The organism is Microbacterium sp. CnD16-F (genome assembly GCF_024124465.1).
GTDB classification, from domain to species: Bacteria; Actinomycetota; Actinomycetes; order Actinomycetales; family Microbacteriaceae; genus Microbacterium; species Microbacterium gawkjiense.
On sequence record NZ_JAMXSA010000049.1, the window covers coordinates 1 to 21,153 of the forward strand.

The window sequence follows — 21,153 nt, forward strand, 5'->3', positions numbered from 1 at the left end:
GGCCGCCCGCGCGGCCGGCGACGCCCCGACGCGCCGCTATCCGACCGCGGCGACGGTCGCCGACGGGTCGGCGGCACCGGCATCCGCCGAGGAGGAGCCGCGTCGCCGGTCGCGGCGTCCGCTCGTCATCGGGCTCGCCGTCGCCGTGGTCGCGCTCATCGCCGGTGCCAGCATCTGGGCCGGGTCCCTCGTCGGCGGCCAGCAGTCGAGCACGACCGATCCCGCGCAGACCGAACCGACGCCGGCGAGCACCGTCCAGGTGACCCCGACCGAGCAGGCACCCACCCCCACCCCCACCCCGACGCCCACGGTCTCGACGGTCGACGACTCGGGCACCGATGACACCCCCGCGGAGGACAAGGGGGCCGGCAAGGACAAGCCCGAGAAGCCCGGCAAGCCCGACAAGCCCGACAAGCCGGGCAAGGGGAAGCCCGGAAAGAACTGAACCGCCCCGCCGCGGGTGCGGACGGAGCGGTTCAGCGGATGCCGCGGCTCAGCGCGACAGGGCCTCGCGCAGCTTGACGCGCGCCCCCATGCGCAGGAGCGAGTTCTCGTAGATCTTCGCGCCGAGGAGGATCGCCCCGATGCACGCGGCGAGCATGACGGCCAGCGCGAGCAGGGGCTCCCACCACTGCGCCTCGCCGACGAAGATGCGCACCGGCATCCCCACCGGGGCCGAGAACGGCACGTACGACATGATCGTCAGCACGACGGGGTTGTCGTTGAAGAAGATGACGAGGAAGTACGGCGCCATCACGATGTAGGTGAGCGGCGTGATCGTCGGTCCGATGTCCTCCTGCCGCGAGACCATCGCGCCCGCCGCGGCGAACAGCGCGGCCAGCAGGACGAACCCGAAGAGGAAGAACACCGCGAACCACGCGATCGGACCGCCGAGCCCCGCGATGAGGAAGTCCTGACCGGTCACCGTCAGGCCGATGATCGCGACCGCGGCGATACCGACGATCTGCCCCATCGCGAGCACCGTGTTACCGAGCACCTTGCCGGCCAGGAGGGCGCGGGTCGGGATCGCCGAGATGAGCAGCTCGACCACGCGGGTCTGCTTCTCCTCGACGACGCTCGTCGCGATCGTCGTGCCGAAGGTGAGCGCCGCGGCGAAGAAGACGCCGCCGAACGCGATCGCGATGATGTAGCGCAAGAAGCCGTCGGTGCTCGCGGGTTCGAGGATCTCGACCTCGGGCGCGATGCTCAGCTGCTGCAGCAGGCTGTTGGGGACCTGTTCGTCGAACACCACGGTGTAGCCGAGGGGCTCGGCGCCGCCCGGGATGACGGCGGCGTCGACCTCGCCGTCGCGGACGAGTTCGCGTGCCTCGTCGGCGGTCGCGGCATCCGTCACGTCGAAGGCGTCGGGGTCGGTGAGGGCCGAGGCGGTCTCGGAGGTGACCGCGATCGGCGTGCGGTTGTCGCTCTGGGCCGTGAAGCCGGCCCAGAGGACCGCGGCCAGCACGATCAGGAACATGACGACGGTCGAGATGATGAAGGACTTCGAGCGCAGCTTCGAGCCGATCTCCCGCTCGGTGACGAGCCAGACGCTCTGGCCGAAGGACGGTGACGTGTTCACTGGATGACCTCCGTGAAGATCTGGGCGAGGGTGGGGCGGCGGGGGGCGAAGCTCGTGACGGCGCCGTGGGTGACGGCGCGCTGCAGGACGCGCTGGACGGTCTCTTCCGAGTCGGCCTCGAACACCGCGTACCCGCCGTCGAAGTCGACGACCTCGACGCCCGGCTCGTCGCGCAGCCAGCCGGCGTCGGTGGCCGAGACGAGTTCGAAGCGCCGCGAGGCGTGCTCGGCGCGCAGGCCGTCGCGGGTGCCGGCCGCGCGGATCGTGCCGCCGGCGATGATGACGAGGTCGTCGCACAGGCGCTCGACGACGTCGAGCTGGTGCGACGAAAAGAGCACCGAGACGCCCTGCGCGGCGCGGGTCTGCAGCACCTCGGCCACGACGTCGACCGCGAGCGGGTCGAGGCCCGAGAACGGCTCGTCGAGGATGAGCGCCTCGGGGTCGTGCACGAGCGCCGCGGCGATCTGGGCGCGCTGCTGGTTGCCGAGCGAGAGCGTCTCGACGTTGTCGTCCAGGCGCTCCCCGAGCCCCAGCTCCTGGAGCAGCGCCGTCGCGCGGGTCGTGGCATCCGCCTTCGAGAACCCGTGCAGACGGGCGAGGTAGACGATGTGCTCGAGCACCTTCATCTTCGGGTACAGGCCGCGCTCCTCGGGCATGTACCCGAAGCGGCGGCGGTCGGCGGTCGTGACGGGCGCGCCGTTCAGCGTGACCTCGCCGCTGTCGCGGCCCAGCACGCCGAGCATGATGCGCATCGTGGTGGTCTTGCCGGCGCCGTTGCCGCCGACGAACCCGGTCAGGCGGCCGGGGGCGACGTCGAACGCGACGTCGTCGAGCACCCGCCGCGAGCCGTAGCTCTTGGTGATCCCGCGTAGCTGCAGCATCCGTTCCTCCTGTGATCCTGGGCCACCGGCGGTGGCACGTGTCCCACGTTAGGAAGATCGGATGCCGGGGGCCTCCCCCCGGCGGGTGATCCGGGATCCCCGCCGCGAGGGGGAGCGTGACGTCTTATTGCATTCACAGGAATAGGGATGCCGGGGCTCCCGTTGGACTCCACGGTGCCGAACGGCATCCGTTTCGACTCTTTTGGAGGACCCATGACGAACCGCACCATCGGCTACATCGTCGGCAGCATCTCGTCGACGTCGATCAACCGCCGTCTCGCCAAGGCGCTCGAGCGCCTCGCACCCGAGGGCACCACGTTGGTCGAGATCCCGATCAAGGACCTGCCGTTCTACTCGGTCGACCACGACGCGGACTTCCCGCAGGTCGCCGTCGACTTCAAGCAGGCGATCGCGGACGTCGATGGCGTCATCATCGTGACCCCCGAGTACAGCCGCTCGATCCCGGGCGTGCTGAAGAACGCGCTCGACTGGGCCGCTCGCCCCTACGGCCAGAACGCGTTCAACCTCAAGCCCACCGCCGTCATCGGCACGTCGGGCAGCGGCATCGCCACCGCCGCCGCGCAGCAGCACCTGAAGGCGATCCTCAGCCACTTCAACGCCCCCACGCTCGGCCAGCCCGAAGGCTACGTGCAGAGCACGCCCGGCCTGTTCGGCGAGGACGGCGAGGTCACCAGCGACGAGACCGCCGGCTTCCTGACCGGCTACCTCGAGGCGTTCGGCGACCTGATCGACCGCTACTCCAAGGTCCCCGCGGGCGTCTGACCCGCGTCACGGCTGGAACGGCCCCGCCCCGACTCGGGCGGGGCCGTTCCGCGTGCGGGGCGGCTCAGGCCAGGCCGTGCCGGTAGGCCCAGACCACGGCGGCGACGCGGTCGCGGGCGCCGAGCTTCTGCAGCACGTTCGACACGTGCGTCTTGACCGTCGCCTCGCCGATGTAGAGCTCCTGCGCGATCTCGCCGTTGCTCATCGCACGCGCGAGCAGACGCAACACCTCGGCCTCGCGTTCGGTGAGCTCCTCCGGCAGGGCGGGCGCGGCATCCGTCGTCCGGGGGAGGGACGCCGCCGGTGCCGACTCCGCCTGCGCGAACCGCTCGATCACCCGGCGCGTGACCGACGGCGCGAGCAGCGCATCACCCGAGTGCGCGACGCGCACGGCGTTCGTGAGCTCCTCGGGGCCGGCGTTCTTGAGCAGGAACCCGCTCGCCCCCGCCGACAGCGCCTGGAACAGGTAGTCGTCGCGGTCGAAGGTCGTCACGATGACGACGGATGCCGCGACCTCGGCATCCGCCACGATCCGCCGCGTCGCCTCGAGGCCGTCCATGTCGGGCATCTGCACGTCCATGCAGATCACATCGGGGCGCAGCTCGCGCGCGGCTGCGACGGCGGCGCGACCGTCGCCCGCCTCGCCGACGACCTCGATGTCACCCGCGGCCTCGAGGATCATGCGGAACCCGGTGCGCATGACGGCGTGGTCGTCGACCAGCAGCACGCGGATCATGCCGGCACCGCCTGCGTCAGCGGCATGCGCGCCCGAACGAGGAAGCCGCCCCGGTCACGGGCGCGCGCCTCGAGCGTTCCTCCGGAAGAAACGGCGCGCTCGCGCATCCCGACCAGGCCGAGGCCCGCGCGTCCGGAGATCGGCGCGCGTCCGGTGTTCGAGACCTCGAGTTCGACGGCGTCGTCGGCGTAGCGCAGGCGCACGTCGGCGGTCGCGCCGGGGCCGCCGTGACGGCGGGCGTTCGTCAGCGCCTCCTGCGCGATGCGGTACAGGTTCACCTGCACGAGGTCGGAGGTCGGCACCGCGTCGCCGACGACCGACAGCGTCGTCGGCAGGCCGTTCTCGTTCGCGTGGGCGACGAGCGTCGGCAGGGCGTCGAGGCGCAGCGTCGACCCGCCGAGTGCGTCGGTGTCGGATGCGTCGGTGTCGGGCGTGCGCAGCGTCTCGAGCAGCTGGCGCAATTCGGTCAGCGCCTCGCGCGCGGAGGACTCTATGCCGGTCAGCGCGGTGCGCGCGGCATCCGGGTTCTGCTCGAACACCGTCCGCGCGGCACCCGCCTGCACCCCCATCGCCGAGACGTGGTGGGCGACGACGTCGTGCAGCTCGCGCGCGATGCGCACGCGGTCGAGGGCGACGGCCTGTGCCGCCGTCCGTTCGCGCTCGCGTTCGAGCTCGGCAGTGCGCTGCTCGAGCGCAGCGCGCTCCATCGCACTCGTGTAGGCGCGCTCGCCGAACAGGTAGGCACCGCCGAAGAAGGCCACGTTGACGAGGAACTGGATCAGCGCGAACGCGGCGAAGGGCGAGAACGGCCCCTGCTGCGAGAGTCCGTCGTCGGATGCCGCCGACTGGAACATCGTGATGAGCAGCCACACGAACATCGCGACGATCAGCAGGATGCGCACGAGCGCCGCGCGGCGCCGGTCGGCGACCCAGGCGCCCACCGTGTACATCGCGATGAACAGCGAGACGTTGCCGACGTACACCTCGGGGATGCCCGCCGACATGCCCACGAAGAAGGCCGCGGACACGACGACCAGCACCGTGCCGGGGAACCGACGTCGCAGGGCGAGGGGAACCGTGACCGCCGCGGCGTAGAGCAGCCCCCAGTGCAGAGCCGGGCCGTTGCCGCCGTAGATGTTCGAGACCGTGCCGAGGGCGGTGCTGATCAGGCCGGCGACCAGCATCCCGGCGGCGAGCCAGGCGTCGTGACGCCGTTCGGCGGGGGTGACGGCGCGGCGGAGCGTCGAGTCGGACATGCCTTCCACGCTAGAGGGGCGGATGCGGCGCGGCATCCGTCCTGCGGGGGAGAGCCTTCGGCGTCAGAAGATCATCGGACGATCGTCGTCGTCCTCGCCGCCGAGGTCGAGGTCGACGACCACCGGGACGTGGTCGCTGGGGATCTCGCCCTTGCGCTCGTCGCGGTGGATGGATGCCCCGACGACACCGTCGGCGAAGGCCGCCGAACCGAGGATGAAGTCGATGCGCAGGCCCTCGTTGCGGGGGAAGCGCAGCTGCTTGTAGTCCCAGTAGGTGTAGCCGGTCGGGACGAGCGGGCGGACCGTGTCGGTGAGGCCCGCGTCGAGCAGGGACTGGAACGCGGCGCGCTCCTCGGGCGAGACGTGCGTCGTCACGCCCTCGACGACCGTCGGGTCGCCGTTGTCGGCGTCGGTCGGGGCGATGTTGAAATCGCCGACGAGGGCCAGCGGCAGGTCGGGCTGCGCGGCGAGCGTCGACTGCGTATAGGCGCGAAGCGCCTCGAGCCAGTGCAGTTTGTACGTGAAGTGCGGGTCGTCGAGGCCGCGGCCGTTGGGGACGTACAGGCTCCACACCTTGACCCCGTCGATCGTCGCGCCGAGCGCGCGGGCCTCCTGCGGGGCATCCGGACCCTCGTGGCCCTTCAGGAACCCCGGCATGTCGGGGAAGGCGTACTCGACCTCGGTGATCGGCTCACGACTCGCGATCGCGACGCCGTTCCACTGGTTCAGGCCGTGCGCCTCGACGTGGTAGCCCGCCTCTTCGAACGCCTCGTAGGGGAACTGCTCGGGCTTGCACTTGATCTCCTGCATCGCGAGCACGTCGATGTTCTCGCGCACGGCGAACTCGACGGTGCGCACGACGCGCGCGCGGATGGAGTTGACGTTCCAGGTGGCAAGCCGCATGGTTCCCAGCCTAGATCGGGCGTCCGACGCCGCCGGTCCTAGACTCGGAGCCGTGACCGTCGCCTCCACGCCCGCACTCGAAGCCGACCGCCAGAGCCTCATCTCGCTCATCCAGGAGGAGGCCGTGTTCCACGGCGACTTCACCCTGTCGAGCGGCAAGAAGGCGACCTACTACGTCGACATGCGAAAGCTCACGCTCGACCACCGCGCGGCGCCCGCCATCGGGCGCATCATGCTCGACCTCATCCGCGACGTCGACGGTATCGTCGCGGTCGGCGGGCTCACCCTCGGCGCCGACCCCATCGCGAACGCCGTCATGCACGAATCCGCGCGCACCGACGCGCCGCTCGACGCGTTCGTCGTCCGCAAGGAGCCCAAGGACCACGGCCGCGGTCGTCAGGTCGAAGGAGCGGATGTCGCGGGCAAGCGCGTCGTCGTCGTCGAGGACACCTCGACCACCGGTCAGTCGGCGCTCAAGGCCGTCGAGGCGCTGCGCCGCGAGGGCGCCGAGCCCGTCGCGGTGGCCGTGATCGTCGACCGCAAGACGGGTGCGCAGGCAGCCGTCGAGGCGGCGGGCCTCACGTGGCTCGCCGCGATCGACCTCGACGACCTGGGCCTGCAGCCGCAGTGATCCCGCCGGCGCGAGCCCTATTTGGGTTCGAGGTCGTCCCACGGCTTGCGACCGCGGCGGTCGTCGCCGCGCCGTCGGAACCCACGGACGACGATGAGCACGAGCGAGGTCAGCAGCGACAGTCCGACGACGCTGTACAGCAGGTTCTGCTCGAGCTCGTTCATGCGTCCACTCTCGCACGGGCCGCGCCGGCCGGGTCCGACCCGAATCACCACCGAGGTGCCGAATCACCAGCGAAACGCGCGCAATCGAGTGGTGACTCGGCACGCGACTGGTGATTCGGCACGCCGTGGGAACGCCGAGCGCAAGAGGATGCCGCGCACAGGTGCCGAGCGTAGGGTCGAGCATGTGGCACGCGATGACTGGGACCCGGACGATCTCCCCGATCTGAGCGGTCGTCGTTACCTCGTCACCGGCTCGAACACGGGTGTCGGATTCTTCAGCTGTCTGCAGCTCGCCGCGGCCGGTGCCCACGTCGTCATGACGGCCCGGAACCCCTCGCGGCTGTCGCGCGCGCGGGCCGCGATCCTCGATCACGTGCCGGATGCCGACCTCGAGACCCTCGCGCTCGACACGAGCAATCTGGGCTCGGTCCGCGCCGCCGCGGCGACCGTCCGCGGACGCGTCGGACTGCACGGCGCCCTCTTCAACGCGGGTATCGTCCACCCGCCGGAGGAGCGCGAGGTGACCCGCGACGGGCACGAGCTCGTCATCGCCACGAACGCGCTCGGCCACTACGCGCTCGCCGGTGCCGTGCTGCCCGCGCTCGCCGCCGCCCGCGGCCGCATGGTCTGGCTCGGCTCGATCGCGACCAAGCTCTTCCCGTGGGACCCGATCGACCCCGAACTCGTCGACGACTACACGCCGTGGCGGGCGTACGTGCAGTCGAAGGTCGCCACCGCGGCGCTCGGTTTCGAAGCGGACCGGCGGCTGCGTGCGGCATCCGTCCCCGTCCAGAGCCTCGTCGCACATCCCGGCTACTCGCTCGGCGGGCGGACGCGACGGATCCCCGGCGTCAGTGCGCCGTCGCGGCGCAAGCGCCTGCTCGGCGGCCTGCAGGCCGCCGTCGCGCAGTCGAAGGAGCGGGGGGCGTGGGCGCCGGTGCGCGCGCTCGTCGACCCCGACGCCGAGGGCGGCCAGTACTGGGGTCCCGCGCGGACGTACACCGGGGCGCCGGTGCTCGAGCGCGCGCCGCGGATCGCGATCGACCCCGACGTCGGCGCCCGCATGTGGCACTACGCCGAGCACGCGACACGCACCGAATGGCCGTACCTGAAGGGCCGGCGACTGCGCCTGCGCTGAGCTCTCGCGGCCGGGTGCGGTGACGGATGCACGACCGCGGGGGCGGGAGTGGACCGGACCCGCGCGCGGTGCGACAGCAGCACCGGCGATCGTGCAGACGTGCGGTGCCCCGGCGAGAGCGCGCGCTGACTCAGGCGGTCAGCCAGACCGCTTGTGCGGCGGCCGGCGGCAACTCGATCGTCGGACCACCGTCGATCTGCACGGCGCCCCGCCCCGTCGCCGTCAGGGTGTGGCCGACGTCGATGCCGATCTCTTCGAGCGAGCGCAGGAGCGCGGGGTCGCGGTCCGAGACGCGCAGCACGCGGCCGGTGTGCCCGATCGTCGCCTCGGCGAGCAGCACGAACGGCTCGCGCTCGACACTGCCGTCGGGCCCCGGGATCGCGTCGCCGTGCGGGTCGAACCGCGGGTGGCCGAGCCGCGCGTCGATGCCCGTCAGCAGGCGGTCGCTGATCGTGTGCTCGAGCACCTCGGCCTCGTCGTGCACCTCGTCCCATGCGTAGCCGAACTCGCGCACGAGCCACGTCTCGATGAGGCGGTGGCGGCGGATCACTGCGGTCGCGCGGCGGGTCCCGGCATCCGTCAGCGAGATCGGTCCGTACGGGCGGTGCGCCACGAGGCCCTGCGCGGCGAGCTTCTTGACCATCTCGGTGACCGACGACGGCGCGAGTCCGAGTTCGGCGGCGAGCACCGACGGGGTGACGGGATCGGTCTGCCACTCGGTGTGGTGGTAGATCGTCTTGAGGTAATCGTCGACCGTGGACACGGAGGCGGGCACGGACCCCAGATTATCCGCCGAAGAGGGTCAGCCAGAGCAGCAGGGCGTTGAGCGTCACGAGGAACACCGAGGCCAGGATGCCCGCGGCCGTCGTCCACACTCGGTTGCGGTAGCCGCCGAGCACGTCGCGCTTCGCGGTGAGCGCGACGAGGGGGATGAGCGCGAACGGGATGCCGAAGCTCAGGATCACCTGGCTGAGGATCAGCGCGAACGTCGGGTCGACGCCGAGGGCGAGGATCGCGAGCGCGGGGACGAGCGTCACGAGGCGGCGGGCGAGGAGCGGGATGCGGACGCGCAGGAGCCCGTGCATGATCTCCGCCCCGGCGTAGGCGCCGACCGCGCTGCTGGCCAGTCCGCTCGCGAGCAGGCCGACGGCGAACAGCGTCGCGACGGCCGGCCCGATGCCGTCCTGCAGCGCCGCGTAGGCGCCCTCGAGGCTGTCGGTGCCGGGGACCCCGGCGAGGTTCGCCGCGGCCAGCAGCAGGATGCAGAGGTTCACGGTGCCGGCGATCGCAAGCGCGATCGTCACGTCCCACCGGGTGGCGCGGAGGATGCGGCGGGTGTCGATCGCGGCGTCGGCGGCTGCGGCATCCGTCCTCTTGCGGTCCTCGGCGGGACGGAAGCGGTCGCGGGCGAGCGAGCTGTGCGCGTAGATCGCGTGCGGCATGATCGTCGCCCCGAGGATGGATGCCGCCAGCAGCACCGAGTCGGTGCCGTCGAACCGGGGGAGGAGGCCCCGGGCGACGCCGGCGGACTCGGGCGGTCCGATGAAGACGCCGTAGGTGAAGCCGAGGGCGATGATCGCCATGAGCCCGATGATGACGAACTCGAAGCTGCGCGCCCCGCGACGGGACTGGATCAGCAGCAGCGCGATCGAGACCGCGCCGGTGATGAGCCCGCCCCACAGCAGGGGGACGCCGAACAGCAGCCACAGCGCGACGGCACCGCCGATGATCTCGGCGACGTCGGTGGCCATCGCGACGAGTTCGGCCTGCAGCCAGTAGGCGCGGCGCGCCGTGTTGCTGCGGATGCGCCTGCCGAGGACCTCGGGCAGGCTCTGCCCGGTGACGATGCCGAGCTTCGCCGACAGGTACTGGATGAGCCACGCCATGACGTTGCCGAGCACGACGACCCAGACGAGCAGGTAGCCGTAGCGGGCGCCCGCGGTCATGTTGCTCGCGACGTTGCCCGGGTCGAGGTAGGCGACCCCGGCGACCAGTGCTGGGCCGAGCAGCCAGGCCGCACGCGTGCGTGTGCCTGCAGGCGCTCCATTTTTCGGCATGCCGAAAAATCTAGCGCACCGGGTGCGATGCGGTGCTCGTGCTGCTGCGCGCGTGGCACGGCGCGCGTGCGGTGTCGCCCCCCTGGGCCGAATCACCACTCGGCTGCCGAGTCACCATTCGAATGCGCGCATTCCGACGGTGATTCGGCACGCGGCTGGTGATTCGGCGACGAACGGGTGCACGGGGCGCACGGCGCCGCGCGCGGCTAGCCTGGACCGGTGCCCGAGCAGACCGATCCGTCAGACGCGGAAGCGCAGCTCCCCGTCGGCGTCGGTCCGTGGCCGGGCGGCCCGGACGCCTGGCCCGACGACCCGCGGTACGACCGCGACCTGCTCGCGGACGGCGACCGCCGCAACGTGATCGACCGCTACCGCTACTGGACGATGGCGGCGATCGTGGCGGACCTCGACGAGAAGCGGCATCCGTTCCACGTCGCCATCGAGAACTGGCAGCACGACATGAACATCGGCTCGATCGTGCGCAGCGCCAACGCGTTCGGGGCGGCCGAGGTGCACATCATCGGCAAGCGGCGCTGGAACCGTCGCGGGGCCATGGTGACCGACCGGTACCAGCACGTCCGCCATCACGAAGACGTCGCGGCCTTCGCCGCCTGGGCGGATGCCGCCGGGCTCCCGATCCTCGCGATCGACAACGTCGACGGCTCCGTCCCGGTCGACCACTCGGACCTGCCCGAGCGGTGCGTCCTCCTGTTCGGACAGGAGGGGCCGGGGCTGTCGCCCGAGGCGCTCGCCGCGGCATCCGGAGTCGTCGAGATCACCCAGTACGGGTCGACCCGGTCGATCAACGCCTCGGCCGCCGCGGCGGTCGTCATGTACGAGTGGTGCCGGCGCTACGCCTGATACTCGGCCGGGTCAGTCCTCGATCGTGAGGCCGACGGTGTAGGTGGCGTCGGTTCGGCCGACGACCAGCAGGGCGAACCCGGGTCGTGCATCGGCGGGGACGGTGACCTCCGTGTCGAGGCGGCCGTCCTCGATCGGCGCGGTGCCGAGCACACGGGATGCGCCGTCCTGGCGCAGCTCGACGGTCACCTCCCGCCAGGGCGCCTCCCCCGAGGGGTCGTTCGGAGTGTCGTTGCAGACGGTCCACCCCGCGCCGGTCACGGCGACGGTCTCGCCGGGCGCCGCCGTCTCGGGTGACACCGTCAGCGTCGGCGCCTCGCACGCCCCTTGCGCCGTGCCCCCTGCCAGGATGCCGCCGCCGCTGCAGCCGACGAGGGCGACGGCCACGATGGTCGCCGCGAGCACCGACCCCCGCCGGCGCATCAGCCGAACATCCCGAACTCCGCCGACCCGTGCCTGCCGGTGGCCTGCGCATCGGCCGCCGCGTCGCCGCCGAACAGCACGCGCGAGATGCCGCGGGTGTCCTCGAGCATCGCGTCGAGCGCCACGGCGAGGTCGTCGTCGGTCACGTCGCGGTCGTCGCTGACGGCGCGCAGCACCGCCCGGCGGATGACCTCCTTGACGAAGGATGCCGTGACCCCCTCGGCGCGCTCGGCTGCCGTCGCGAGCGCCTCGGCCGACAGCGCCAGGTCGCCGCCGTAGACCTGGAACAGCCGCTGCCGTGCGGGCAGGTCGGGCAGCGGGATCTCGAGTGCGAGGTCCACGCGACCGGGGCGCGCGGCCAGCGCCGGCTCGAGGATCTCGGCCCGGTTCGTGGTGAGGACGAATGCGACATCGGCGTCGCCGTCGAGGCCGTCGAGCGCGTCGAGCACCTCGAACAGCAGTGGCTGCAGACCGAAGTCGCCGCGGTCGGCGGCGACGAGGTCGACGTCCTCGAGCACGACGAGTGCGGGGCTCATCGCCCGGGCGAGCGCCGCCGCCTCGCCGATCAGTCCGAGCGCCGCGCCCTGCAGCAGCACGACCGTCGCGCCCGGCGTCTCGTGGATGAGGTGGCGAATGGTCAGGGTCTTGCCCGTGCCGGGAGGGCCGTACAGCAGCACGCCGCGCTTGAGGTGCTGCCCGCGCGCACGCAGGTCGCCCGCCCGGCCGCCGATGTCGACGACGTGCGCACGGATGCGGTCGAGCAGCCCGTCGGGCAGGATCACCTGATCGGCGGTCACGGTCGGCCGCTCGAGGAACGTCATCTTGCCGATGCCGTGGTGCCCGAACTCGCCGCGCGCGAAGCTCACGACGTTGCCGCGGACGACACTGAGCTCGGCCATCAGTCGGCGCACCTCCGCGAGCAGGCCCGACGCGACCTCGGGCGACGCCGCCACGACGTCGAGCGTCGCAGTCTCGCGACCCGTCTGCGGGTCGGCCGCGCGCTGCAGGGCGGCCACCGGCATCCCGTCGACACGGAAGAGGCGGAGCGCCGTCGACTTGGTCTGCCGGCTCGTGTCGGGCCCGGTCGGGACCGACACGTACTCGACCGGTCCCGGCTGGATGCGGGCGTAGGGCGACGCGAGCAGGCCGGCGAACTCCTCGTGGCGCAGCTGCTGCCCGCCGCGCAGGCCGAGCACCTCCGCGTCGTCGCCGGCGAGGGCGTCGAGCGCGAGGTCGAGGTCGACGAGCCGGTGCGGCGGAACCGACTCCGACACCATCGGGAGCGCGGTCGGGTCGGCGCCGAGGTGGTCGGCTACCCGCTCGCCGAGCGGGGTCAGCGGGGCGTCCTCGGCCTCCGGCATCCGGTTCAACCGCTGCACCAGGCGGTGCAGGTCCTTCAGGAAGTCGTCGTCGCGCGGGTCCATGCCCGCACTCTAGGGGACGGCGGTGACGCCGGGTGGGTCGTCAGCGGTCCGCCGCGAGGCGGAAGCGGTGTTCGGGGCGGCCGGTCGTGCCGTAGCGCAGGTTGATCTCCACGAGCCCGCGTCCCGCCAGGGCGGTGAGGTGGCGCTGAGCGGTGGCGCGCGAGATGCCGCCCCGGTCCGCCACCTCGCTCGCCGACGCTTCGCCGTCGGCCAGGGCGGTGAGGATCGTCCGCTCGGTGGCCGAGCGGGACACGGATGCCTGCTCGGGTGCGCCTCGCAGCGCCGTCGCGGCACGGTCGATCTGATCCTGCGTGAGCGGAGCCGTGTCGGAGAGGAGGTTGCGGTAGCGCGCGTACCGGCCGAGCCGGTCGACGAGGGTCCGGGTCTCGAAGGGCTTGACGAGGTAGGCGAGCGCTCCGGCGCGGAACGCCCGCCGCACCGTCCTCGCGTCGGTCGCGGCCGACAGCACGAACGCGTCGACGCCGCACGAGCGGACGACCTCGACACCGTCCCCGTCGGGGAGGTAGACGTCGGCGAGGAGGAGATCCGGCGCCCCGGTCCTCACCGCCTGCAGCGCCTCCGCCGCGGTCCGCACCGGATCGAGCGCCGTGAACCCGGGGGTCCCCGTCACGATGTCCCGATGGACCCCGGCGACCCGGAAGTCGTCGTCGATGATCAGCACGCGGATGTCACTCATCGTCCGTCTCCTCACTCTCGGGCGCCCCGGCCCCGACGACCATCACCCCGGGCAGACGAGCGCCGAAGACGGCGCCCGTGCCCGCACCGCCCGCGTCGATGACCCACACCTCGCCGCCGCGCCGCCGCGCCAGTTCGCGCGAGAGGGGCAGTCCGATGCCGTGGCCGTGGACGGAGGTGTCGGTGTCCGACCGCGCCCGCGGCGCGAACACCGCCGCCGCGTCGTGCAGCCCGGCGCCCGAGTCCGCCACCGTCAGGACGAGTTCGCCGCCGTCGGCTCCGTCCAGCTCGTCGAGGAGAGTCACCTCGACCCAGGGCTGACGAGCGGATGCCGCGGCCCCCGCCGCCTGCGCGGCCGTGACCGCGTTCGCCACGAGGTTGCCGATGATCGCGAGGGTGTCCTCCACGTCGCGGAGGGTGCTGCGCAGCAGCGTGTCCGCGCCGACGCGGAGTTCGACGCCGCGTTCGCGGGCGGTCTCGGCCATGGCGCCGAGGAACGATTGCAGGACGGGGTCGGCGACGGCATCCAGCCCCTCTACCCGTGCGTCCACCGCGCCGCGCGCCGACACGTCCCGCAGGAAATCGCGCGCCTCGGCGGTGCGGCCGGCGTCGAGGAGCCCCGATGCCGCGTGCAGGCGGTTGGCGAACTCGTGACGCTGGGCGCGGAGCGCATCGGTGAGGGTGCGGACGCCGTCGAGGCGTTCGGTCAGGGCGAGCAGATCGGTGCGGTCGCGCAGCACGGCCGCCGTCCCGAGCGCGCGCTGCCCGCGGCGCACCGGGCGGACGTCGACGTAGACGATCCGGTCGCCGATGGACAGGCCGGACGCGGCGCCGCCCGTGAGCGCCTCGCGCACCCGCTCGTCGACCGGGGCGTCGCGAAGGGGTGTGCCCGGCTCGGCGGCGGCCCCCAGCATCCGGGTCGCGGCGTCGCTCCAGACGCGGACGATGCCGTCGGCGTCGACGGCGACGACGCCGTCGTCCGAGCTCTCGAGGACGGCGGTCTGGGTCTGGACGAGTGCGGCCAGCTCCTCGGGCTGGAGGCCGAGGGTGACCCGCTCGAGCCGGCGGCGCAGGAGCAGCGCGGCGATCGCGCCGATGATCAGTGCCGCGAGGACCGCGGCGGCGACCCCGGTGAGGAGGCTCGGCAGGTCGCGGAACACGCTCGCCCGCTCGAAGCCGACGCTCACCTCGCCGACCGGCCGGCCTCCGTCGGGACCGTACACGGGCACCTTGGCGCGGGCGGATTCGCCGAGCGTGCCCGTCTCCCACGTGACGACCTCGCGGCCGGCGAGGGCGTCGTCGAAGCTCGTGCTCACCACCTCGCCCAACCGATCGGGGTCGGGGTGCGCCAGGCGGATCCCCTGGTCGTCGGTGACGACGACGAAGAGGACGTCGGTGCGACGGGTGACGCCGGCGGCGTAGGACTGCAGCGGGCCGTCGCGGAGGGCGTCGGCGTCGGGCGTCCCGGGATCGGCGGAGTACTCGGCGACGAGCTCGCGGACGTCGGGCGCCGCCGCCACGCTCCGCGCGATGTTCAGCGCCGACGCCTCCGCCTCGGCCCGCAACTGCTGCACGCCCAAGAAGAGGAAGACGGCGGCGCACGCCGCGACGACGCAGACCTGCGTCACGAGCTGAAGGACCAGCATCCGACTCCCGAACCGCACCCCGTCGCCTTTCTGCGCACAATGAGCGAAACACACGTTACGCGCACAACGTCGGGGAATGAGCCTTAGCGCGCGCGTCGGGCGGGGCGGTCTCTAGTGTCGCGGGATCAGGCACCGGATCCCCGTGCCGACTCACGACGAAGGAGTCGCGATGAGCATCGTGCAGACCGAGGCAGTCGAGTACCCCGTGGCGTTCACGCCGCCCGACACCGTCCTGGTCATCCTCGGGTTCGTGATGGTGCTGACCTTCATGGCGCTCATCATGACGCGGCGGTTGACCCCCATGGTCGCACTCATCACGGTGCCGACGATCTTCGGCCTGTTCGCCGGGGCCGGGCTGGGCCTGGGCGACATGGTCATCGACGCGATCGGCGACCTCGCGCCCACCGCCGCGCTGCTGATGTTCGCCATCATGTACTTCGGCATCATGATCAACGTCGGACTGTTCGATCCGCTGATCCGCCTCATCACGCGACTGCTGGGAGATGACCCCGCGAAGGTCGTGCTCGGCACGGCGATCCTCGCCGGTGCGGTGTCGCTCGACGGCGACGGCTCGACCACCTTCATCATCACGACCTCGGCGATGCTCCCCCTCTACCTGCGCCTCGGTATGAGCCCCGTCGTCCTGACCTGTGTCGCCGGCCTCATGAACGGCACGCTGAACATCGTCCCGTGGGGCGGTCCCACGGTGCGCGCCGCCTCGGCGCTCGGCCTGGAGCCGACCGACATCTTCGTGCCCATGCTGCCCTCGCTCGCCACCGGTCTCGTGATCTCGCTGCTGTTCGCGTGGTTCCTGGGGCTCTCCGAGCGCCGTCGCCTCGCCGGATCCGTCGACACGTCGCGCCTCGGGAACACGGCCGGCGACGGCCGCCTCGGCGCACCGCGCCTGTTCCGCGGTGCGGAGAACAAGCCCGGCGCCCTCGCGCACCTGCGCACCGGCAACATCGTCACGGTCCGTGGGGCCCGCACGGCCGTCGACGCCGCACAGCTCGTCGACACCGCGGACACCGCGATGGCCGACACCATGCTCGACCCGAACCGTGCGAGCCTGCGCCCGAAGCTCATCTGGTTCAACCTCGCGCTGACCCTCGCCGTCATGGTCCTGCTCGTGCTGGACATCTATCCGCTGGCCTACGTCTTCATGGTCGGTGCGGCTGTCGCCCTCATCGTCAATTTCCCGCGCCTCAAGGACCAGGCCGACGAGATCGTCGCCCACGCCCCCAGCATCGTCGGCGTCGTCTCGATGGTCCTCGCCGCGGGCGTCCTCGTCGGTGTGCTCAACGGCACCGGAATGGTCGACGCCATGGCGAGCTGGGTGACCCAGGTCATCCCGTCGTCGCTCGGCCCGTTCATGGCCGTGATCACCGGCATCCTGTCGATCCCGTTCACGTTCTTCATGTCGAACGACGCGTTCTACTTCGGCATCCTGCCGATCCTCGCCGAGAGCGCATCGACCTACGGGATCGAGCCGGTCGAGATGGCGCGGGCCTCGATCACCGGTCAGCCCGTGCACCTGCAGAGCCCGCTCGTGCCCGCGATCCTGCTGCTCGTCTCGCTGGCCGGCGTCAACCTCGGCGATCACCACAAGAAGGTGCTCTGGCGGGCCGTCATCGTCTCGCTCGTGATGCTGGCCGTCGGCGTGCTCGTCGGGTCGATCCCGCTGATGGCCTGAGGCGCCCCTCAGCTCCGGCTCAGCCGTGCCGCGGAGATCTGCGTTCGAGCGGACTCTCGGGCCCGCATTCGTCCTCGGGAAGACGGATCTCCGCCCGAAGCGCCGGCCACGGCAGAGCGAAAGCCGGCGGTGACGTCACACCGCGACGGTCAGCCATTCGGCCCGCCGCACCCGCCAGCCCAGCGTCACGAGGCGCGCGAGCATGTAGACGCCGAAGAAGCAGACCGCGAGCCACGCGAGCCCGCCCGATCCGGCCGGGTGCACGGCGATCAGGATCACCAGCACCGGCAGGTACGGCACGAGGTTCAGGCCGCCGGCGATCGCGAGGTACTTCGCGTCGCCGGCTCCCATGAGCACGCCGTCGAGCACGAAGACTACGCCGCAGATCGGCTGCGCGAGGGCGAGGACCAGGAGCGCCGGCTGGATGAGGGCGGCGAGCTCCGGATCGCCGGTGAACGCGAGACCGATGACCCCCGACAGGCCCGCGATCAGTGCGCCGACGATGACCCCGAACCAGGCGCCCCACGCGACCGTGCGGCCGAGCACGCGGCGCACGAACGGTTCGTCCTTCGCACCGAGCCCGCGGCCGATCAGCGCCTGCGCCGCGATCGCGAGCGCGTCGAGGGCGAAGGCCGCCGTCGAGAAGATCGTGAACGCGACCTGCCACCCGGCCAGCTCGTCGGTGCCGAGACCCGTCGCGACGCCGACGGTCGCGAGCAGCGCCGCACGCAGCGACACCGTCCGCAGGAACAGCCACCCGCCCGACCGCGCCGACCCGCGCACGCCCTCACGCTGAGGGAGGACGGATGCCGAGTGCCGCCGCGCGAGGCGTCCGATGACCACGGCGTACGCGGCGACCATGCCCCACTGCGCGGCGACCGTGCCGGCGGCCGACCCCGCGATGCCCCACCCGAACCCGTAGATGAACAGCCAGTTCAGGAGCGCGTTGGCGCCGAACCCGAGTCCCGCGATCCACAGCGGGGTGACCGTGTCCTGCATGCCGCGGAGCAGCCCCGTCGCGGCGAAGACGATGAGCATGGCGGGCAGGCCCCACATCGACAGGGCGAGGTAGGTCACCGCCTGCTCGGCGACGTCGCGCGTCGGACCGAAGAGGTCGACGAGCCACGGCGTCGCGAGCGAGCCGGCGAGGGCGAGCAGCGCCCCGAGCCCGAGGGCGAGCCACAGCCCGTCGATTCCGACGCTGACGGCGCTGCGACTGTCGCCCGCGCCGAAGCGTCTCGCGACGGCGGGCGTCGTCGAGTAGGCCAGGAAGATCATCAGTCCGACGATCGTCTGCAGCACGGCGCTCGCGATCCCGAGTCCCGCGAGCGGCACGACACCGAGGTGGCCGATCAGGGCGGCATCCACGATGAGGAACATCGGCTCGGCCACGAGCGCCCCCAGCGCGGGGACGGCTAGGCGCAGGATCTCGCGGTTCAGGGTCTGCGCGGCCATGATTTTCAGCCTAGGGGCGGGCGGCGACGCGGCCCGCCCTCAGCCAGAATCGCGGTCGTCAGCCGATGAGGAGTCGGCCGAGCGCGATGCCGAGAAGCCCCGCTCCGACGGCGAGCACCAGCATCCCGACCGCGTTCATCGCGCCGAGCGCGTACCGGCGCTCCTGCACGAGGCGCACCGTCTCGAAGCTCGCCGTGCTGAAGGTCGTGAACCCGCCGCACAGGCCGGTGCCGATCACGAGTCGCCAGGCATCGTCGAGGACACCGCCGAGGGCGAGCTCGGTCACCACGCCGAGCACGAACGAGCCCGCCACGTTGATGAGGAGCGTGCCGACCGGGAGCGCCGTGCGCACACGCGCCTTCACGGCGCCGTCGATCACGAGACGCAGCGCGGCGCCGACGCCCCCCGCGAGCGAGAGGGCGAGGAACAGGAGTGGCGTCATCGGGTCACGGCCCTGCGGTGCCGGGCCGCGCCGAGCGCGATGCCGGCCACGGTCGCGAGCGCACCGACGACGACGGTGCCGAGCGCGTACAGGATGCCGGCAGTCGGGTCGCCACCGGTCAGCAGCAGGCCGCTGTCGACGGCGAGCGCACTGTACGTCGTGAATCCGCCCGCGAATCCCGTGCCGAGGAGCAGGCGCAGCGCGCGGCGGCGACCGACGTCGGGCCCGCGTCGCGCGAGGGCCTCGAGGAGTGCGCCGAGGAAGAGTGCGCCGACGATGTTGATCACGAGGATCGCGACGGGGATGCCGCCGACCGAGGGCATCGCGAGCGACAGTCCCTCGCGGGCCGCCGTGCCGACGGTCCCGCCGACGAGCACGAGCAGGATCGACGACCACGCGAGGTGAACCGGCCGCGCGGCACCGGCGATGTCGCCGTCCATCGGGAGTTCGCCGTGCGGATCGGGCGCGGGGCCGGGCGTGATCATCGCGTCCACGATAGTCCCGGCATCCGTCTCACCGTCCCTCAGCCGTCGATGACGGGCCGCTCCGAGCACGCCGACGGCCGCCCGTAGACTTCGCACCATGACCGACCGCACCCCGCGTCGACCCGGGCCCTCGGGCGCGGTGACCCTCGACGACGTTGCGCGCGAGGCGGGCGTCTCGCTCGCGACGGCGTCGCGCGCCCTCAACGGCTCGACGCGCAAGGTCGCGGACTCCTATCGCGAGCGCGTCGAGGCCGCCGCGGCGCGGCTGGGCTACACCGCGAACCTCTCCGCGCAGGCGACCGCGCGGGGGACGTCGGCGATCCTCGCGCTGGTCGTCGCCGACATCGCCGACCCCTACTTCGGGCTCATCGCCTCGGGCGTCGCGCGCGGTGCCGACGAGGCCGGGCTCGTGGTGACGGTCGCGATCACCGAGCGCGACCCCGAGCGCGAGGTGCGGCTCGTGCGGGCGCTCCGCGGGCAGCGGCCCCGCGGGCTCATCCTCGCCGCGTCCCGGACCTCGGCGGGCCTGGCGCCCGAGCTCACCCGCGAACTGGACCTGCTCGGCGCGATGGGCGGCCAGGTCGTCGCCCTCGGTCCGGGGGCCGGCGGCGTGCGTTCGCTCATCCTCGACAACCGCGCGGGCGCCGAGGCCCTCGGGCGGGCGCTCGTCGAGCGCGGCTACCGCCGGGCCGTCGTCCTGGCGGCCGAGGAGGGCACGGCCACGAGCGATTCGCGCCTCGACGGCTTCCGCGCCGGCTTCACGTCGGCCGGGGGCGAGGAACCCCGCGTCTACCGCGGCGGCTTCACGCGCGAAGCGGGTGACGAGGCGATGACCCGGGCGCTCGCGGACGGCGTCGAGACCGGCACGGTCGTGTTCGGCATCAGCGACGTCGTGGCGATCGGCGCCCTCACGGCGATCCGCGCGGCGGGACGCACGGCGGGCGCCGACATCGCCCTCGCAGGGTTCGACGACATCCCGACGGGACGCGACGTGACCCCCGCCCTCACCACGGTGCACGTGCCCCTCGAAGAGGTCGGCTACCAGGCGTTCCGCGCCGCGACCGACGCCGAGTGGGAGCCGCACCCCGACGACCTGCGACTCGACGTGCTGCTGCGCGAGAGCACCCCGCCGCGCGCATGAGCGTCGTCGTCGCCCTCGACAGTCTCAAGGGCTCGCTGCCCGCCGCCGCGGCAGCCGCCGCCCTCGCGGACGGGTGGCGCGAGGTCGATCCCGCGGCCGAGATCGTGCTGCGCCCCATGGCCGACGGGGGCGAGGGGACCCTCGACGCCTTCGCCGCCGCCGTGCCCGGAGCCCAGCGCCGCCCGGTGCGCGTGCGCGGCCCGCGCGGCACGCTCGTCGACGCGGCATGGCTGCTGCTGCCGGACGGCACGGGTGTCGTCGAGCTCGCCTCGACGAGCGGCATCGAACTCCTCGGCGAGGACCGCCTGCCGTGGGACGCGGACACGACCGGGTTCGGGCAGGCGATCGCCGCCGCCCTCGACGCGGGGGTCGAGCGGCTCGTCCTCGGCATCGGCTCGTCCGCCTCGACCGACGGGGGGAGCGGGATGCTGCGCGCTCTCGGCGCGCGCATGGTCGACGCCGACGGGCGCGACGTCCCCGCCGGGGCGCGCGGGCTCGCGGCCGTGTCGGCGATCGACTTCTCGCACCTGCGCACTCCGCCACCCGGTGGCGTGACGGTGCTCAGCGACGTGACGAACCCGCTGACCGGGCCCGCAGGCGCCGCGGCCGTGTTCGGACCGCAGAAAGGGCTGACCGCCGCCGACGTCGAGGTCGTCGACGGCGTGCTCGAGCGGTACGCAGCCTGCATCGCCCGGCGCGTGCCGACCGCCGACCCGCTCCTGCCGGGAGCGGGGGCCGCGGGCGGCACCGGGTTCGCGCTCG

The 21,153-nt window shown here is 72.5% G+C and carries 22 protein-coding genes and 1 pseudogene; 8 read left to right on the forward strand and 15 right to left on the reverse strand.

Annotated elements, in window-relative coordinates; genetic code table 11:
• Positions 1 to 445, forward strand: a pseudogene (locus tag NH287_RS11990) (serine/threonine protein kinase); the annotation flags it as partial.
• Between the two features lie 48 nt (positions 446 to 493).
• Here NH287_RS11990 and NH287_RS11995 read toward each other — a convergent pair.
• Together NH287_RS11995 and NH287_RS12000 are read right to left on the reverse strand one after the other, a co-directional pair.
• Positions 494 to 1,579 (reverse strand): ABC transporter permease, encoded by a 1,086-nt coding sequence (locus tag NH287_RS11995; RefSeq protein ID WP_253035805.1) that lies wholly within the window; start codon positions 1,577 to 1,579, stop codon positions 494 to 496.
• The gene (locus tag NH287_RS12000) at positions 1,576 to 2,460 is read right to left on the reverse strand and encodes an ABC transporter ATP-binding protein (protein WP_253035806.1); all 885 of its coding nucleotides are present in this window, start codon (positions 2,458 to 2,460) and stop codon (positions 1,576 to 1,578) included. Before NH287_RS12000 ends, NH287_RS11995 begins: the two co-directional genes overlap by 4 nt.
• A gap of 213 nt (positions 2,461 to 2,673) precedes the next feature.
• Here NH287_RS12000 and NH287_RS12005 point away from each other — a divergent pair, with 213 nt between their 5' ends.
• Positions 2,674 to 3,243, forward strand: a complete 570-nt coding sequence (locus NH287_RS12005; RefSeq protein ID WP_253035807.1) for an NADPH-dependent FMN reductase — start codon at positions 2,674 to 2,676, stop codon at positions 3,241 to 3,243.
• 64 nt (positions 3,244 to 3,307) lie between these two features.
• On the opposite strand, the gene NH287_RS12010 is transcribed toward NH287_RS12005, so the two are convergent.
• The 3 genes from NH287_RS12010 to NH287_RS12020 form a co-directional block, all read right to left on the reverse strand.
• Positions 3,308 to 3,979, reverse strand: coding sequence for a response regulator transcription factor (locus NH287_RS12010; RefSeq protein WP_253035808.1), 672 nt, complete (start codon positions 3,977 to 3,979; stop codon positions 3,308 to 3,310).
• Entirely contained in the window at positions 3,976 to 5,235 is a 1,260-nt protein-coding gene (locus tag NH287_RS12015; RefSeq protein ID WP_253035809.1) for a sensor histidine kinase, read from the reverse strand. The genes NH287_RS12010 and NH287_RS12015 overlap by 4 nt, the downstream gene beginning before the upstream one ends.
• 63 nt (positions 5,236 to 5,298) lie before the next feature.
• Entirely contained in the window at positions 5,299 to 6,138 is an 840-nt protein-coding gene (locus NH287_RS12020) for an exodeoxyribonuclease III (RefSeq protein ID WP_253035810.1), read from the reverse strand.
• A 52-nt stretch (positions 6,139 to 6,190) separates the two neighbouring features.
• Here NH287_RS12020 and pyrE point away from each other — a divergent pair, with 52 nt between their 5' ends.
• Positions 6,191 to 6,769 (forward strand): orotate phosphoribosyltransferase, encoded by a 579-nt coding sequence (pyrE, locus tag NH287_RS12025; protein WP_253035811.1) that lies wholly within the window; start codon positions 6,191 to 6,193, stop codon positions 6,767 to 6,769.
• 17 nt (positions 6,770 to 6,786) lie between these two features.
• Here the strand turns inward: pyrE and NH287_RS12030 are convergent, their stop codons facing one another.
• Complete coding sequence (locus NH287_RS12030; RefSeq protein ID WP_197471610.1) at positions 6,787 to 6,933, reverse strand: hypothetical protein; 147 nt, start codon at positions 6,931 to 6,933, stop codon at positions 6,787 to 6,789.
• Between the two features lie 184 nt (positions 6,934 to 7,117).
• Here NH287_RS12030 and NH287_RS12035 point away from each other — a divergent pair, with 184 nt between their 5' ends.
• On the forward strand, positions 7,118 to 8,071 hold the full coding sequence (locus NH287_RS12035; protein ID WP_253035812.1) for an SDR family NAD(P)-dependent oxidoreductase: 954 nt from the start codon (positions 7,118 to 7,120) through the stop codon (positions 8,069 to 8,071).
• Between the two features lie 130 nt (positions 8,072 to 8,201).
• Here the strand turns inward: NH287_RS12035 and NH287_RS12040 are convergent, their stop codons facing one another.
• Complete coding sequence (locus NH287_RS12040) at positions 8,202 to 8,846, reverse strand: metal-dependent transcriptional regulator (protein WP_253035813.1); 645 nt, start codon at positions 8,844 to 8,846, stop codon at positions 8,202 to 8,204.
• A 10-nt stretch (positions 8,847 to 8,856) separates the two neighbouring features.
• Positions 8,857 to 10,128, reverse strand: a complete 1,272-nt coding sequence (locus NH287_RS12045; RefSeq protein ID WP_253035814.1) for an Nramp family divalent metal transporter — start codon at positions 10,126 to 10,128, stop codon at positions 8,857 to 8,859.
• A gap of 219 nt (positions 10,129 to 10,347) precedes the next feature.
• On the opposite strand from NH287_RS12045, the gene NH287_RS12050 reads away from it, so the two are divergent.
• Entirely contained in the window at positions 10,348 to 10,989 is a 642-nt protein-coding gene (locus NH287_RS12050) for an RNA methyltransferase (protein WP_253035815.1), read from the forward strand.
• A 12-nt stretch (positions 10,990 to 11,001) separates the two neighbouring features.
• Here NH287_RS12050 and NH287_RS12055 read toward each other — a convergent pair whose 3' ends face one another.
• Genes NH287_RS12055 through NH287_RS12070 form a run of 4 tightly spaced genes read right to left on the reverse strand, consistent with a single transcriptional unit; the run spans position 11,002 to position 15,178 of the window.
• Positions 11,002 to 11,412 carry a hypothetical protein gene (locus NH287_RS12055; RefSeq protein WP_253035816.1) on the reverse strand — a complete coding sequence of 137 codons (411 nt, stop codon included), beginning with the start codon at positions 11,410 to 11,412 and terminating at the stop codon, positions 11,002 to 11,004.
• On the reverse strand, positions 11,412 to 12,836 hold the full coding sequence (locus NH287_RS12060) for an ATP-binding protein (RefSeq protein ID WP_253035817.1): 1,425 nt from the start codon (positions 12,834 to 12,836) through the stop codon (positions 11,412 to 11,414). Before NH287_RS12060 ends, NH287_RS12055 begins: the two co-directional genes overlap by 1 nt.
• A gap of 40 nt (positions 12,837 to 12,876) precedes the next feature.
• The gene (locus NH287_RS12065) at positions 12,877 to 13,533 is read right to left on the reverse strand and encodes a response regulator (RefSeq protein ID WP_253035818.1); all 657 of its coding nucleotides are present in this window, start codon (positions 13,531 to 13,533) and stop codon (positions 12,877 to 12,879) included.
• Complete coding sequence (locus NH287_RS12070) at positions 13,526 to 15,178, reverse strand: ATP-binding protein (protein WP_253035819.1); 1,653 nt, start codon at positions 15,176 to 15,178, stop codon at positions 13,526 to 13,528. The genes NH287_RS12065 and NH287_RS12070 overlap by 8 nt, the downstream gene beginning before the upstream one ends.
• A gap of 169 nt (positions 15,179 to 15,347) precedes the next feature.
• Between NH287_RS12070 and NH287_RS12075 the strand changes: the two genes are divergently transcribed.
• Positions 15,348 to 16,868: a CitMHS family transporter gene (locus NH287_RS12075; protein ID WP_253035820.1), complete on the forward strand. Its 1,521-nt coding sequence runs from the start codon at positions 15,348 to 15,350 to the stop codon at positions 16,866 to 16,868.
• Between the two features lie 135 nt (positions 16,869 to 17,003).
• On the opposite strand, the gene NH287_RS12080 is transcribed toward NH287_RS12075, so the two are convergent.
• Genes NH287_RS12080 through NH287_RS12090 form a run of 3 tightly spaced genes read right to left on the reverse strand, consistent with a single transcriptional unit; the run spans position 17,004 to position 19,205 of the window.
• On the reverse strand, positions 17,004 to 18,323 hold the full coding sequence (locus NH287_RS12080) for an MATE family efflux transporter (RefSeq protein ID WP_253035821.1): 1,320 nt from the start codon (positions 18,321 to 18,323) through the stop codon (positions 17,004 to 17,006).
• A 58-nt stretch (positions 18,324 to 18,381) separates the two neighbouring features.
• Complete coding sequence (crcB, locus tag NH287_RS12085; protein WP_253035822.1) at positions 18,382 to 18,765, reverse strand: fluoride efflux transporter CrcB; 384 nt, start codon at positions 18,763 to 18,765, stop codon at positions 18,382 to 18,384.
• The gene (locus tag NH287_RS12090; RefSeq protein ID WP_253035825.1) at positions 18,762 to 19,205 is read right to left on the reverse strand and encodes a CrcB family protein; all 444 of its coding nucleotides are present in this window, start codon (positions 19,203 to 19,205) and stop codon (positions 18,762 to 18,764) included. Before NH287_RS12090 ends, crcB begins: the two co-directional genes overlap by 4 nt.
• A 142-nt stretch (positions 19,206 to 19,347) precedes the next feature.
• Between NH287_RS12090 and NH287_RS12095 the strand changes: the two genes are divergently transcribed.
• Together NH287_RS12095 and NH287_RS12100 are read left to right on the forward strand one after the other, a co-directional pair.
• Positions 19,348 to 20,391, forward strand: coding sequence for a LacI family DNA-binding transcriptional regulator (locus NH287_RS12095; RefSeq protein WP_253035823.1), 1,044 nt, complete (start codon positions 19,348 to 19,350; stop codon positions 20,389 to 20,391).
• On the forward strand, positions 20,388 to 21,153 hold a 766-nt coding region (locus tag NH287_RS12100), incomplete at its 3' end, for a glycerate kinase (protein ID WP_253035824.1). The genes NH287_RS12095 and NH287_RS12100, both read left to right, overlap by 4 nt.